Raw genomic sequence first — 15464 nt, 5'->3', positions numbered from 1 at the left:
CGAGGTAAGAAATGGCTAAAAGAAGTCTGAATTCGATATGGCAGAATGTAGAGAAGTTTTATCAATCGTACAAGAATGATAAAACGAGCTTAACAGAGGCCGAAGATAAGCTGAAAGCATTGCTCGAAAAAGATGATGTTCAAACAATTATTAATGACCTTGGACGTGTTCTTTTATCTGAGTTCGATACTTTTGAACAATCAACGTTTGAACTTACGATTGCAGGCGACGATCCAAAATTTGTACGTCCTACAATGTACGATGCAAAAGAAAAGGTTTTATCAATTGACCCTTTCCGCGTTTTAGAATTTTTTGATCAATGTAAACTCTATTCAGAAGACCCCCTAAGTCTTGGTGGTGGTGATTTCGATTCCTACCGTAAGAATGCTTTTATGGCAGAATTATGTAAGATGCCAACAAAAGCTATGCTATTCCTGAAGATTTTACAGCAAGCAGCGATTACTGATGGTTTGACTCACATCGGCCTGTCAGAAGTGCCACAGGGTATTCTTGATGATGTTTCTTACTATCAAACTTTACTATGGGCATTGTCTCAATTAGAGAAAAAGATGTACGCTATGAACGGTATTCACCTTCGCACAGAATACACTTTAGTATGGCACGAAGCAGAATGGACTTCAGGAGCTTAGTAAAAAACTAATAAATCTTTTGGATAAATTCCTCAAAAACTCTAGGAAAGCTTATAAGAATGAATAAGTTTAACTAGAGTTTTTTAGTTTAATGGTGTGACGATTTATTAGGGTGGATCAATGAAGAAAAATAATAAGCTTTCTGCGGTGATAGATTTAGGATCTAGTGGTATCCGACTGCTCATTGCCGAAAAGCGTGCAACCAAATGGAAAGCTTTAGAGACATTGGAAAGAAAATGTACTCTTGGTCGAGATGTTTTTGTTTCGGAAGAAATATCTGAAGAGTCATTTCAGCAAGTGGTAGAGATTCTCCGTTTGTTTAGAGAATACATTGAAACTTGGTCCATATCTCCTTCGAAAATCCGTTGCATTGCAACATCGGCAGTAAGGGAAGCGCATAATCGAGATATGTTTATTGAGCGCGTCGAACTGCAGACGAGCTTTGCCTTTCAAGTTTTAGAGGCAATGGAAGCCAATTTACTGACTTATCGTTCTGTCGATCACGCACTTCGTGGGCATTTGCGAATTAAGCGTTCCAACGCTCTTATTGTCGAGACATCTGGTGGTGGTACAAATGTACTAATGTTAAATAAAGGTCTTATGGTCGGGGCTCACTCTCTGAACCTGGGGTCTATTCGTTTTGAAAAAGAATTAAAGTCGGGCTTGGGGACAAGTGATTATTTACAGAAGCTTCTAGATCAGAAAACTCTTGTTGCGACACGTCAATTTGAGATGGAATTCCCCCTTAAAAGAGTGAAATACTTTGTTGCCTTGGGTAGTGATATACGTCGAGTGGCAGGGCAAATTGGCGAGAAAAATAAGGGGTATTACCTCATACAGGCAGAAGCTTTTGTGGAGTTTTTAGAAAAAATATCTGGGATGGAAAGTGTGGAAGTTGCTAGTGAATATGGCGTATCTTTTTCAGAGTCAGGTGCCTTTTTTGCGACTTTACAGATTTACGGAGCCTTCTTTAAGCATTGTAGTGCGACGAGTCTAATTGTTCCAAAAGTGAGTATTCGTGAAGGTGTCTTACAATCCAGTAAACGCATATCCACCCTGGCAAGTTTGGAAGATGAAATCGCGGGAGCTTGTTACTCACTTGCAGCAAAATTTGGCGTTGATAAAAAACATTCAGATAATGTGGCTTTCAACGCATTAAAGATTTTTGAGGAATTAACGAAAACTGGTAATTTTGATAAAGATCATAAAATTTATTTAAGATCAGCGGCGGTCTTGATGGACATAGGTTTATTTTTACACCATCGTCATAGTCAACGCCATGGCTTATACCTTATTAAGAACTCAGAGATTTTTGGTTTAAATGAGTTGGATCGTACCATTGTGGGCTTAATTGTTCGTTATCACAGCAAGACGCGGCCCAAACATACACATAGCGAATTTTCTTCACTAGGAAGAAGTGACCGCTTAACTGTTTTTAAATTATCCGCCATCCTACGTGTGGCCAGGGCACTTGATATACGCTTGGTTCAACGACTTAAGGTGGATAGTGTGCAAAGGGATGCGAATAGGCTCCAATTAAAAACGAATATAGCCAATATTAGCCCTTTAGAAGTGGGAAGTTTACAAGATGCCTCAGAAATTTTTCAAGATGTCTTTGGTTTAAAAATCGAATTTGCAGCAAGGAGTTAGTCGATGTCTAATTATTTTAATCGTGAACTCTCATGGATGGAGTTCAATAATCGTGTTTTAAACGAAGCGAAAACTGAGAGTGTGCCACTCTTAGAGCGTCTCTTATTTTTAGGGATAACTAGTTCGAATTTTGATGAATTTTTCATGGTCCGTGTGGCAACGACCATTCGTGCGATGCGTGATAATTTAAAGCCTACGGTGGCGCAGATTTCCTACTTCGACGTGCTCAATACAATTAATGAAAAAGCCCATGAGATGTGCCAGGAGCAATATAGAATATTAAATAAAGATATTCTGCCGAAACTCAATAAAGAGGGCTTGCAATTTGTTACAGAATTTGACGAAGCCGAACTTCAGTATTTAAACACGGTTTATGAACGCGAAATATTCTCAGTGCTTACACCGCTTCGTATAGACACCAATAAAACCATTCACAACTTTGTGAATTTACAGATGTACCTCGCGGTTACTTTGGATAAAATATCTACTGAAGAAATAGAAAAAGAATTTGCCGTAATACCAATGCCTGCGAGTTTGAGCCGCTTATGGGAATTGCCGAGCTCACAGGGGGCGGATCGCAAGTTTGTCTTTTTGGAAGATTTAGTGCGTTTGTTTTCTGATCGCTTATTCCCAGGTTATAAAATTGTAGAGAGTTCTTGTTTTCGTTTAACGAAAGATGCCGACTTAGCTGTTGATGAAGATGATGATACGAACCTTTTGACTGCAATGGAAGAATTAATTGTACAGCGTGGACAGAGCTTCCCAGTGCGTTTAGAAATTGATAAAAAGAGTGAAGATATTCGCGAGCGCTTAAAATCCTTTTTCCAAATCAATTCAGCAGGGGTTTATATGGTTGATGGCCCAGTTAATCTAAAAGGCTTGATGGAGATATGTTTTATTAGTGGCTATGATCACCTGCATTATGATTCGAGAAAACCCAAGTTTCCAAGAGATTTAAAGCGTGGAGAGAATATTTTCGAGGAATTATCGAAGCGTGACATCCTCATGCATCACCCTTACGAGTCGTTTGACCCAGTATTAGATTTGATCAATCAAGCTGTTGATGATCCCAATGTCTTATCTATCAAAATGACTCTCTACAGAACTTCAGGTTCAAAATCTCCAGTAGCAGATGCGCTCTTACGAGCGGCAAGAAATGGTAAACAAGTCACTGCTTTAGTTGAATTAAAAGCCAGATTTGACGAGCAGCAAAATATTCGTTGGGCTACTCAACTAGAGAAAGTGGGTGCGACAGTTATTTATGGTCTATCGCAGTTAAAAGTTCATTGTAAATTCCTGATGGTTACCCGCCGTGAAAGCACTGGCGTCCGTCGCTATGTTCACTTGGGTACGGGGAATTATAATGAAAAAACGGCTACTCTATATACTGATATGGGTTTTATGACGAGTCGAGATGAGCTCACTTACGAGGCTGCGCTATTCTTTAACTCAATTACAGGTTATTCAGATTTACCGCAAATGGATTATATCTTTATGGCCCCAAGCACCATGAAGCCGAAGTTTTTACAACTGGTTAATCGTGAAACAAAGATCGCCGAAAATGGTGGCTCAGGTGCAATTCGAGCCCAGTTTAATTCATTATCTGATCCGGAGATGATTGAAGCACTTTATCGAGCTTCACAAGCAGGCGTAAAGATCGATTTAAATATTCGTGGTATTTGTATGCTTAAACCAGGTCTTGAAGGCTTAAGTGATAATATCACAGTTGTTTCCGTCATCGGGCGGTATTTAGAGCATAGTCGTATTTATTGGTTCAGTAATGGCGGCAAAGAAGAAATGTACTTAGCGTCAGCGGATTGGATGAGTCGTAATTTGAATCGCCGTGTGGAATTGATGTTTCCCGTCTTTGAAGCAAAGCATAAAGAGCGCGTAAAGCATATTCTCGATACAATGTTAAGCGATAATCGCAAAGCGCACATATTGCAGCCAGATGGAACGTATGTGAAGCGTAATCGTGGTAAAAATAGTGCTCAAGACCTCTTTTACAAAGAGGCTTTAGAAGCAAGCAAAGAGGATATTTCGGAAGGTTTAAAAGTTCGCCGTAAGTTAGATTAAGCTAATCGTCAGATTTGATGATGTCTTCTAAGCTCACTTTAGCTTCTTGGTAATTTGAGAATAACTCAAAAAGGACAATGGCACGTTCACCATCTTTTAGTCCTTCTTGGAAAACAGCTTCAACTCCTTTGAGGGGGCCGTCGAGTACGGTGACTTTGTCTCCCTGTTTTAAATCATGCATGTCATGTTTATAGACATTATCTTCAAGGAAAGTGGATAAAGTTTTTAAGATGATGGCAGGTATTTTGTAGGATGTACCATTTTTGCCAAAACCAATAATTCGATTCACACCCCTTAGATAACGAGCTTTATCTAGGCTTTCATCATTAGCCTCAACAAAAATGTAGGAAGGGAAGAGGGGGTAATGCGCATAAGTGGCTTTACCCCTAAGGAGACGACGTTTTTCAATCTTAGGATTAAATGTTACAAAACCAGCATCAATAGCAGATTGAGCTGCAAGGTTTTCTTGCCTAGGTTTTGTATAGAGACAATACCAATCGCCTTCGAACATATTTATTATCCTTAATCTTTAAAATAGAGACCCACATTTTAGTCATGAAAGAGTGATTTTCAAGTAGTCGGTTTTCTAACTCTAAGGATTAAATTATTCGTTCGAAAATTAAATTTTATTTGACCTCAGTAATAGGATCCATTTTACCGAATTTTCCCAAGGGAAGAGCTGCATCTTTCGCTTCTTTAAGAGATAAATTTCGTAAACTAATTTCTCCCTGGAATTCACCGAACATTAGGATGATAAACTCATCAAAATCCGAGACGGGATTTTCCAGAGCGGTAAAATACATAGTTGCTTTTTGCCATTCAGCTTTAGGACTTAATTTTTGCATTAAACCCAAGCTACTATAGCGATGGTTTTTGGTGTTTTTCTTTCTTTTGAAAACGTTGTTATGGTTACGGTAATTAGCTTTGATCATACCTTCACCATCACCTTTGAATTCAAAACTAAATTGATAATGGCGACCCTTTTTCAATGGTGCGGGAGTGAGTAAGCATAGGTAATGAGCTTCTGAGGTATGGCTGATTTTTAGGCTTAAAGTTTCTTTTTTATACTCTGCTTTTAATTTATTGTATTCCTGACCTTTGCGGAGAAACCAATACTTATCTTTTTTCTTGAAAGTGGGATCTTCTAAAATTTCTCGTTGGGCAAAAGCGCTAGTGCTAAAAAATAAAATTAAAAGAAGGCTACGAATAAGCATAATGAACTCCAAAGTTTGTTGACAATATAATCGCACAAAAGGAGTTTATGTGACAAATTTTGTGATTTTTTTTTACTTTTCTTTACGTACCTCTATTAGGCCATGGTCACCCAAAGTTAAATCTTGTTTATCTTTGGCTTCTGTGACGGAGATTTCTCCAAGAGTAAATTTTCCTTGGTAAGAACCCATCCAGAATAATAAAGATTTCATATAGTTGCTTTCTTTATTAACTTTTGATTTTACGTAACAAGTGGCAATTTGCCATTCTGAACTAGGAGTGAATTTTTGGTGGAGTCCAAGGTTTACTAGAGGGCTTCCCTCTATATATCTCTTGCGCTTGAAGAAGTTGGGGTAGGCCATGTGTTTAATGAAAATCTCACCTTGACCATCACCTTTAAATTTGAATTCAATTTTGTAGATTCGGTCATCTTTCGTATCTGCTTCAGTGATATAAGATATGTAAGACGCTTCAGAAGTATGAGAGATATCAAATTCGACAGTCTTACGCTTGTATTTAGGCTCTACATTTTTGTATTCTTCAAAAGCTGTGAGTCTCCAGTACTTATCTTTCTTTTTAAAAGTAGGATCTTCAAGGATTTCTCTTGCGCTTAGCGATAGGCCAATGACTGTGAGGAAAATAAGAAAATATTTCATGCGTGCTCCATTCTAGTTTTTAAACTAAACCACAGAATGTGATGGGCGTTACAGAAAACTTAAAGGAGAGCTGAAGACAACTTGACTTGATAGAATTGTTTTTCGAGTTGAGGTTTATAAAAATAAAACTATAATATACAATATTTCTAATTTATTAATTATATTTAATGTCTATATTTTACAATTTATGAGGATGCCATGCTTCAGCTTACTTTAAATATTATAGTTCTGTGCGTAGTGGGATTTACCTCTCTTGCGACTATTGCAAAACCATTTAAAATCGACAAGCCCAATATTATTCTGGTGATGGCAGATGATCAGGGCTGGGGTGACACGGGCTACAATGCACACCCTTTTCTCAAGACCCCTGAACTTGATAAAATGGCCAAGGGAAATTTGGTCTTAGATCGTTTTTATGCGGGTTCTCCAGTTTGTTCACCTACTCGTGCAAGTGTGATGACTGGTCGAACAGCATTTCGCACAAAAGTAACGAATCATGGACGTTATATGCGACCTCATGAAGAAACTTTGGCGGAAGTTTTAAAAAAGCATTCTTATGTAAGCGGAATTTTTGGAAAAGTACATATGGGCTCTGGGCAGATTGATTCGCCTTGTAACCCCACAGCAATGGGCTTTGACGAATGGATCATTGGTTTAAATTTTTTCGATAAGAACCCCTACTTGAGCCACAATGGAACCATTGAGCAACGAAAGGGCCAGGGCTCAGTGATTATTACCGACGACGCTATTGAGTTTTTAAATAAGCATAAAAATGGAACTAAGCCTATTTTTATGGTTCTTTGGTATCCATCACCCCACTCTCCCCATAAAGAATTTCCAGACCAGTTAAAACCTTACAAAGGTATGAAACTGGCGGGATACTACAATGAAATTGCCCTTTTGGATCAGCAGTTGGGGCGCTTACGAAGTGAAATAAAAACATTGGGGCTAGCCGAAAATACCATTCTGTGGTTTTGTAGCGATAATGGAGGGCTCGTAAAAGAAAGCTCTGGTGGACGCATGAAGAAAGGAAGTGTTTATGAAGGCGGTTTACGAGTGCCCAGCATTATTGAATGGCCAAAGGGTGAACTAAACGGTAAAATATCTGTACCAATGTCGACCAATGATATATTTCCAACAGTTCTATCGATGGTGGGTATTAAACACACTCCCAAGCATCAGCTAGATGGAGAGGATACGAGCCAAATATTATTGGGAAAACAAAATAAACGCCTTAGACCTATTGGCTTCTGGCATGGCCTTCAAGAAGGTCAGAGCACGTGGAATGATAAAATTTTAAAAGCGATCATGGACAAACAAAAATTAAACGCTTCGTTACCCCACGATCCCGATAGAATTAAAAAAGACGTTGACGAATTTCCACAGTTCCCTGAAAATACAAGTAAGGGTCATGCGGCTTGGAATGATTGGCCATGGAAATTACACCGTATCAATGGGAAGCAATACGAGTTGTACAATCTTGAGCATGATCCCATGGAAACTACGGATTTATCTAAAGATCCTCAATTTAAATCTCGATTTAGTAATATGAGCGAAGATTTGAATCAATGGATGCGTTCAGTTATCCGTAGTTTAAATGGCGAAGATTATAAGTGATTACTTCATCAATTCGAGCTTGATGGGGTAGGCACCTTTCGCATTCCATTGCACAACAAAAACATTGCCATCGCGATCGACGCAGAGGTCGTGAACGTGGAGCAAAGTGTTTGTGGTTTGATACATGGGCTGAATTTTGCCGCCGACAACAAGGAAATGTTCTTCATCATTTTCACTCTCATTATTTCAATTCGACTCGTCCTTTAAAAGTGGTGTTTGCTCCAGTTGAACGTTGCATGCTTTTCATAGATCTTGCTTTGTCTAGTTTGGCAGATATTTGCTCTTGACTCTCACCTGGATTAATGTACCATTCGCTGTCGATATGGGCTTCCATAAAAATCTGTCTGACTCTATCGATGATATCCGGATTATTTTTTGCGAGATTATTCTTACAATCAAGATCCTCATTGATATTATAAAGCTTTATCACTTGAGAAGGGTCTTCACGGTATGCCCACCACTGATCAAGACGAAGGCTTTGAGCGTGCCGTGACATGCTTCCATTCTCCCAATAAAGGTATTGGTGCGCCTCTTGTTCATTTGGTTTATCCAGCAGTATCGGTGCGAAGCTGATACCATCAGTTTTCGGTGGTACGACACCAGCTAGGTCGGCGGCGGTAGCCAATACATCATACAAGGCACAGAGATGGTCATTCTCTCCTGCTACAAGCTTGTCTTTCCAATAGACGAAAAAGGGGACTCGCATACCACCTTCATGAGTGGAGATAAATTTGCCTTTTCCCCATGGACCTTTGTTCTTGAACAGAGGGTCATCTTCATGTTTAGATCTACCGAAGTACCCCCACTGGCTGTATCCATTGTCACCAGCAAAAAAGATTAGGGTGTTATCTAGGATCTCAAGCTCTTCCAATAAGCCAACCATTCTTCCAACGCCACGGTCTAGATGATCAAGCATGGCAGCCCATTCTTTGTGCTTCAAATCCCAAGGCTTGTCCTTGTAGGCTCCAAGATCGGGTGTTATACATGGGCCGTGAGGAAGTTGTGTTGCATAATAAAGGAAGAAGGGTTTATTCCGGTTCTTTTTAATAAAGGTAAGGGCTTCATCCTGAAACAGGTCTTCGGAATATTTGGCAGCGGCAGCGACTGGAACTCCGTCGGGGACAAGGCGCCCATTCTCATCGTAAATGTTTTTCACATCGTCAACTCTATGTGATGGACGTCCATTGTATGTGTAAACACGCTGCATGTTGAAGCCATAGTTTTCCGGAATCGGCTCTGGCTTCCCATTCCTCATCAAGTAATGAGGGAAGAAACCATGGGCTCGACCCTGGTCGTAGTAACCATACGAGAAGTCGAAGCCCTGCTTGTCTGGAGCTCCCTCGGTACCAGGCAAACCAATACCCCACTTACCGATAAAACCTGTGGTGTAACCAGCCCCTTTGAGCACCTCGGCCACTGTAACATCCTCACTCAACAGGTGATCTTGTCCCCGAACTGAAGTATTTGCTCGAATACGGCAATGTCCCATGTGCATCCCCGTCATCAAACTTCCGCGAGAAGGTGCGCATTCCGACGACCCTGCATATGCCTGTGTGAAACGAATGCCATTCATTGCCAATGCATCAAGATTAGGTGTGGAAAACTCCGTCTGACCATAACAACTTAGATCACGGTAGGAAAGATCATCTGAAAAAACAAAGATAATATTGGGTTTATCCGTGCTTCCCATAACAAGTGTTTGTCCGACGAATATAAAGGTGATTACGACGGCCAAGCTTAAGCATTTGGCACCCCGTTTACGGTTTAAAGTACAACGACTATCTCTCATATCATTCCTTATAACGAACTGTTTAATTGATTTATTCTATTCATAGTTTTGCTAAATCTTTCTATTTAATTAACTCAAGTTTGATGGGGTAGGCACCTTTCGCATTCCATTGCACAACAAAAACATTGCCATCGCGATCTACGCAAAGATCGTGAACATGCATGAAGGTTTTAGTAGTTTGATACATGGGCTGAATTTTTCCATCGATGTATTTTGGCTCACTTCCACCGGGACAGGAAATGACTTTGTTATTTTTGTCTAAGATAGCAACGAAACCGGATTGAGGAAGTTTTTTGCCAGTCCCATCCTTTTTCGACCAGCAAACGCCCACGTAAAGATTCTCACCTTGAACGACGGCTTGTCCACCATAGGCTCCAGGGAGGTCAATGGTCTCAAGGTATTTTCCATCCATGCTGAAAATTTTGAGTTGGTTAGCACTTCTAGAACTAACTAATAGCTTGGGGTTCTTTGGATCGCGGTCATCGATAGAAATACCATGGGAGCTACTTAGACGAGCTCTTTGATCAGGATCTTGTGCTCCGCCAAATTTGCGAATAAAGCGGCCATGTTGGTCATAGTGTAAAACCCATTGAGAGCCATAACCATCAACGACATAGATATCTCCATTAGGTGCCACAGCGGCATCGCAAGGCATGAATTTTTGGCCTGGCTCATAAGCTCCAACAGTTTGGGGGTGACCTAAGGCAAAAACGAGTTGGCCCTTAGATGTTGTCACGGCAACGCGTCCAACTTCGCGATACTGCTTCCCTTTTCGAACGGCCCAACCACTATCGACGACGACGAAGTGTTCTTTGCCATCTTTTTCGAAAATATCAATTCCGTGGGCGCCGGGGTATTCCTTAATCGATGCCTCCAAGAGCTTTCCTTCGGGGCTATATTTGAGGAAGTTGTGCTTATTATCATCACAGAGGGCGATGAAGTTTCCATCTTTCAGTTGAATCATGGCATGGCAATTTTTGATCGGGTATTTTTTGCTGTCGAGATTTCCCCAGTCCTTGTGAACTTTATATTTGAGTGAACCATGCCCGAGGATTTCGCCTTGCACAAGTTGTTGACTTGCGGAGACGTTATCATGTTTATGTCCATCATTTGGACCGTGAGCCATTATTGTGATAGTTGAGAGTGTAAGTGCGCTTGTAAGTAGTTTTTTCATTATCTTCTCTATGCTAATATTTTCTTCATGACGTGACCATGAACATCCGTTAGGCGGAAGTTCCGACCTTGGAAGCGGTAGGTGAGGCGTTCATGATTGATGCCTAGAAGGTGTAGGATGGTGGCATGGAAATCGTGAATATGCATTTTGTCTTTGGAGGCAATATTGTAGCCAAAGTCATCGGTTTCACCAAAAACAGTTCCACCCTTGATACCACCGCCAGCAAACCACATGGGGTAACAGGCTGGGTGATGATCACGGCCGTAGTTTGTCGCTGACATCTTTCCTTGTGAATAAGCTGTACGACCAAATTCGCCACCCCAGATTACGAGTGTGTCATCTAGTAAACCACGTTGTTTGAGATCCATGATTAAACCTGCTGAGGCCTGATCAGTATCTCCGCATTGACGTTTCATGTTATCTGGGCAACCGCCATGAGCATCCCAGCCTTGGTGATAGAGTTGAATGAATTTCACTCCACGTTCTGCGAGGCGACGTGCCATGAGGCAGTTATTGGCGAAGCTACCAGGTTTTTTAACGTCCTCACCATAGAGAGCTAAGGTCTCGGGATTTTCTTTGGAGAAGTCAACTGCTTCAGGAACTGAATTTTGCATGCGGTAAGCCATCTCGTACTGAGCGAGGCGTGAATCAATTTGCGGATCCGCTAGTTCAGCACTTTTGAGACCTTCCATTTTGAGAATTGTGTCGAGTACTTTGCGACGAGAATTGCGGTTAATACCCGCAGGGTTATTTAAAAAGAGAACGGGATCATTTTCAGGACGGAACATAACGCCCTGATATTCAGATGGAAGGAAACCATTGCCCCAAAGGCGAGCGAAAAGAGGTTGGCCACCTCTGCCTTTGGTGCGCATGACAACGAAGGGTGGAAGATCGGGGTTGTCGGTGCCTAGACCGTAATTAAGCCAGGCACCAATTGATGGACGTCCAGCAATCTGGGAGCCAGTTTGCATGAAAGTATTAGCAGGTCCGTGGTTAATAGCTTCAGTATACATTGTTTTTACTAGGGCAATGTCATCAACAATTTTTGCTGTGTGAGGAAGAAGTTCACTGATTTCCATACCGCACTGGCCATGTTTTGAGAACTTATAAGGACTGGCAGCTACTGGTAATGAGGACTGATTACCAGACATGCCAGTCAAGCGTGTCTCGCCAATGATGGATTTAGGTAATTCCTGGCCATGCATTTGTTTCATTACGGGTTTGTTGTCAAAGCTCTCGAATTGAGAAGGTCCGCCTGCCATGTAGAGATAAATAACGCGTTTGGCTTTAGCTACGTGATGCGGTTGACCCATCACACCTTTGTGTGGGTCAAAGTTTGCGGGATTCGCATTTGCGGCGAGATTAAATCCTTGTGAAGCCCCAAGAGCAGCGCCAAATTTTAAAAAGTTTCTTCTATCCATTGTCGTTCTCCTTAGCGTACCATGTAAAATGAGTCGAGATTAATAATCGTGTTGGCAAGTACAGCCCAACTGGCGATTTCTATTTTGTCGAGTTTTGAAATGTCGATTTTGCTTTTGCCAATTTTTAAGTATTCATCGGCGGCAGTTTGGTTTTGTTTAAAGTAAGTACGTTGATCATTTAGTAGTGATTTTAAGAGCTCAAGTTGATTGGGTGTTAGGTTTTTACTGATCAATTTTGTATAAAGTTTATTGAGGCGTGATTCATCACTTCCAGCTTGTTTGAGTGAGTTTACTGCGGCTGACTTTGCACTCTCTGAAACCAAAGGGCTATTCATCAGTACAAGTGCTTGAAGTGGAGTCGAAGTTTTCTCTCGTTTGACAGAGCAGATTTGACGACGTGGTGTACCAAAAATAAGCATTTCTGGATTGGGATCGTTTCGTTTCCAGTAGGTGTAGACACTGCGCCGATATTTGTTTCGCCAGAGATTTTTAGCCTGAACACTTTGGCCACCAAATTCATCGATGATTAAGTCGGCAGTGAAGAGTGTATTATCGCGTAGCATTTCCGAAGTCATGTGATTTGCGGGGCCGCGAGCTAGGAGCTTGTTTTCTGGGTCATTGGCCAGTAATTCAGCAGAAGCTTTAGAGCTTTGACGGAAAGTGTGAGACATGACCATTTGTTTCAAGAGTGCTTTTAGATCCCAGCCACTATCGATGAAGGAACGAGATAGATAATCGAGCAATTCAGGATGAGTGGGGAATTCCCCTTGTGAACCAAAGTCATTAGTCGTGGCAACAAGTCCGCGTCCAAAAATCATCTGCCAGTAACGGTTCACGGTAACGCGGGACGTGAGTGGATGATTTGGGTGAGTAAGCCATTGGGCGAAACCTAAACGGTCACGACTAAACTCTTTACCGAAAGGGAATATCTTTTCGGGAGGTCCAGGCTCGACCTGACGCTCCAGGTCGGGAGTATTGTAGAGGCCGCGTTTGAGCACGTAGGTAGGTCTTTGCTGAGGCATTTCCTCCATTATCATCATGTGGAAACGGCTCTTATAATAATCATTATAAGCGAAACGACTATTCAATAAATTTTTGTAGGCTTTTTGGTATTCTACATCAATTTGTGTGAGATAATAATCAAAGATTTCTGCTTCATCAGCAGTCTGACTGTTAACTTTGAAATTCTCTCTTATTTGCGCAGCGCTCAATCGTCGATCAAAGAAGCGTAAATTATCTACTTTTGAATTTTTAAAGCCCATGTCACGCATGCGTGCCCCTATCATCAGTTCAGCTTTCTTAGGTACTTTTTTCTTTTTCTTGGGATCCTTGATCTTTTTATTTGATTCAATTACTCGGGCAATATTCTTGGGATCAGTATAATAGATTTCTTTAGTGAGTTTATCTTTCAAAACCGCAGTTTTTTGTAATTCACCATCCACATAAATTTTGATGCCATTGGCTTTTGAGGAACCATCGTAAGTCACTGCAACTTGCGTCCAATTATTGAGTGGAATTTTATCTAAAGTCCGAATTCTCGCTTCATCACCTGGAGAAAAATGAACCAGTGCAAAACTTAATCGGCCCTCATCAATTAGCAGTTCATAACCGCGACTTGCAGCATCAGTCCATGCTTTTGAACGATGTAAAACTACCGCTCTTTGATGCTCAATTGGTGTGTTAATCCATAGACTAAATGAAAAATCTCGATGTCTTTCAAATGGTCCTATATCGCCAAAATTCACTCCCGTGTCACCATCTAAAAGTAATACTTTTCCACGTGGATCATCAACTAACTTATTGTAAGCACCGTTAAAGCTGGCTTGTTGTTTATTATTTAGGCGATTTGGAATTTTATTATTGTGTGTTTGCGCAAAATCGAAATCAGCTATTAGACCCTTTAAATTTATCTTCTTATCCCAAGTTTTTTGCCACTGTTTAAATGAGTTTTGCTGATTTTTACTAATTTGGGCCAAATGATTTTGAGCCTGAGTCAAAGCAGCTTTTTTATGCTTTAAAGTTTTTTGCTCTTGATCATTTAGAATCGGCATACTTGGACTTGGGACTGCTTGGGTAAAAAATGAGTAAAGTCCGGCTTCATCGATATTATTGAACAAAGCGAAAGTTTTGAAGTAATCTTCTTGAGACATGGGATCGTACTTGTGGTCGTGACAGCGATTACATTCCATGGTCATGCCAAGAAAAGCTGTCGCTGCAGTTTGGGCGCGATCCGCAACGTATTCAGTGCGGAATTCTTCTGGAGTTGAACCGCCTTCATTTTTTTGCATGTGCATGCGATTGAAGGCTGTAGCCAACTTCATTTCATCAGTCGCATTGGGCATCATGTCACCAGCAAGCTGATGATGAATGAATTGGTCGTAAGGTAAATTTTTGTCGAAGGCGCTAAGAACCCAGTCACGATAAGGCCATACATGGCGTCCGCGATCTGTTTGGTAGCCGTAAGAATCAGCATAGCGAGCGACATCCATCCATTCAACCGCGAGGTGTTCGGCGCAGGCTTTTGATTTTAGGAGCTTGTCTACAGTGTTTTCGTAGGCTTTACCACTTTTATCATTTTTGAATTCTGCTATTTGAGCAGGGGTGGGAACGAGGCCTGTAAGGGTTAAGTAAAGACGGCGGAGGAGTAGGTCTTCGTTCGCATCATGTGCAGCTTGAAGTTGGTTCTTTTGGAGTTTCTGCTGAACGAAATGGTCGATCTCATTTTTTGCGGACTTCGCAACTTTTGCAGGGATCGCAACTTTCTCGGGGAGGGGTTGGAATGACCAAAGTTCTTCGTACTCAGCGCCTTCTTTGATCCATTGGCGGAGGACTTCGATTTCTTTTTTTGTGACCGGCATGTGACGCTTTTTCGGAGGCATGATGTCATCCTCATCATCTGTAGTCACAAGTTCAAAGAGTAAACTGTTTTCGGGATCACCAGGAATAATCACTGGATCGAGAGTTTTAATTTTTCCGCTACGTGATTTGTATGTGCGCTCTTTGGTTACGTTTTCGAATGTATGAAGTTGAACGTGTCCTTTAATGTCTTCGGCGTCAGGGCCATGGCAGTAGTAGCATTTTTCAGAAAGGATGGGGCGAACCTGCTCATTGAAGCTAATCTTATCTTCAGCGGCTAGGGAAAAAATCATCAAGGAAGGGAGTAAGAATTTTTTCATGTAGTTTCCGAGTTTTAGTTAATGTCTTACTTCTTTACTCCCG

At 41.2% G+C, this 15464-nt stretch carries 12 protein-coding genes; 4 read left to right on the top strand and 8 right to left on the bottom strand.

The annotated features are described in order from the left end of the window. The first annotated feature begins 11 nt into the window (after positions 1-11). From PQO01_RS18930 to ppk1, 3 genes are all read left to right on the top strand, one after another. Complete coding sequence (locus PQO01_RS18930; RefSeq protein WP_274315792.1) at positions 12-650, top strand: hypothetical protein; 639 nt, start codon at positions 12-14, stop codon at positions 648-650. 120 nt (positions 651-770) lie between these two features. After that, positions 771-2300 (top strand): Ppx/GppA phosphatase family protein, encoded by a 1530-nt coding sequence (locus tag PQO01_RS18925; protein ID WP_274315791.1) that lies wholly within the window; start codon positions 771-773, stop codon positions 2298-2300. 3 nt (positions 2301-2303) lie between these two features. Then, the gene (gene ppk1, locus PQO01_RS18920) at positions 2304-4376 is read left to right on the top strand and encodes a polyphosphate kinase 1 (RefSeq protein WP_274315790.1); all 2073 of its coding nucleotides are present in this window, start codon (positions 2304-2306) and stop codon (positions 4374-4376) included. A gap of 1 nt (position 4377) precedes the next feature. Here ppk1 and PQO01_RS18915 read toward each other — a convergent pair whose 3' ends face one another. The 3 genes from PQO01_RS18915 to PQO01_RS18905 form a co-directional block, all read right to left on the bottom strand. Next, a complete protein-coding gene (locus PQO01_RS18915; protein ID WP_274315789.1) occupies positions 4378-4887 on the bottom strand; it encodes a transcriptional activator RfaH in 510 nt (169 codons plus the stop codon). Positions 4888-5002: 115 nt separating this feature from the next. Then, positions 5003-5590 carry a hypothetical protein gene (locus PQO01_RS18910; protein ID WP_274315788.1) on the bottom strand — a complete coding sequence of 196 codons (588 nt, stop codon included), beginning with the start codon at positions 5588-5590 and terminating at the stop codon, positions 5003-5005. Positions 5591-5662: 72 nt separating this feature from the next. Next, complete coding sequence (locus PQO01_RS18905; RefSeq protein WP_274315787.1) at positions 5663-6244, bottom strand: hypothetical protein; 582 nt, start codon at positions 6242-6244, stop codon at positions 5663-5665. A gap of 198 nt (positions 6245-6442) precedes the next feature. Between PQO01_RS18905 and PQO01_RS18900 the strand changes: the two genes are divergently transcribed. Beyond that, the gene (locus PQO01_RS18900) at positions 6443-7861 is read left to right on the top strand and encodes a sulfatase-like hydrolase/transferase (RefSeq protein WP_274315786.1); all 1419 of its coding nucleotides are present in this window, start codon (positions 6443-6445) and stop codon (positions 7859-7861) included. Here PQO01_RS18900 and PQO01_RS18895 read toward each other — a convergent pair whose 3' ends face one another. The 5 genes from PQO01_RS18895 to PQO01_RS18875 form a co-directional block, all read right to left on the bottom strand. Beyond that, on the bottom strand, positions 7862-7987 hold the full coding sequence (locus PQO01_RS18895) for a hypothetical protein (RefSeq protein WP_274315785.1): 126 nt from the start codon (positions 7985-7987) through the stop codon (positions 7862-7864). Between the two features lie 55 nt (positions 7988-8042). Then, on the bottom strand, positions 8043-9650 hold the full coding sequence (locus PQO01_RS18890) for an arylsulfatase (RefSeq protein ID WP_274315784.1): 1608 nt from the start codon (positions 9648-9650) through the stop codon (positions 8043-8045). A 61-nt stretch (positions 9651-9711) separates the two neighbouring features. Further along, positions 9712-10824, bottom strand: coding sequence for an NHL repeat-containing protein (locus tag PQO01_RS18885; protein ID WP_274315783.1), 1113 nt, complete (start codon positions 10822-10824; stop codon positions 9712-9714). An 8-nt stretch (positions 10825-10832) separates the two neighbouring features. Further along, positions 10833-12245 carry a DUF1501 domain-containing protein gene (locus tag PQO01_RS18880; RefSeq protein WP_274315782.1) on the bottom strand — a complete coding sequence of 471 codons (1413 nt, stop codon included), beginning with the start codon at positions 12243-12245 and terminating at the stop codon, positions 10833-10835. A gap of 11 nt (positions 12246-12256) precedes the next feature. Continuing rightward, positions 12257-15421: a DUF1553 domain-containing protein gene (locus PQO01_RS18875; protein WP_274315781.1), complete on the bottom strand. Its 3165-nt coding sequence runs from the start codon at positions 15419-15421 to the stop codon at positions 12257-12259. Positions 15422-15464 lie beyond the last annotated feature (43 nt).

It is taken from the genome of Lentisphaera marina (assembly GCF_028745505.1).
Lineage (GTDB): Bacteria > Verrucomicrobiota > Lentisphaeria > Lentisphaerales > Lentisphaeraceae > Lentisphaera > Lentisphaera marina.
Note: the sequence above shows the minus strand (reverse complement) of the source record. Positions and strands in the feature narration are given on the sequence as shown.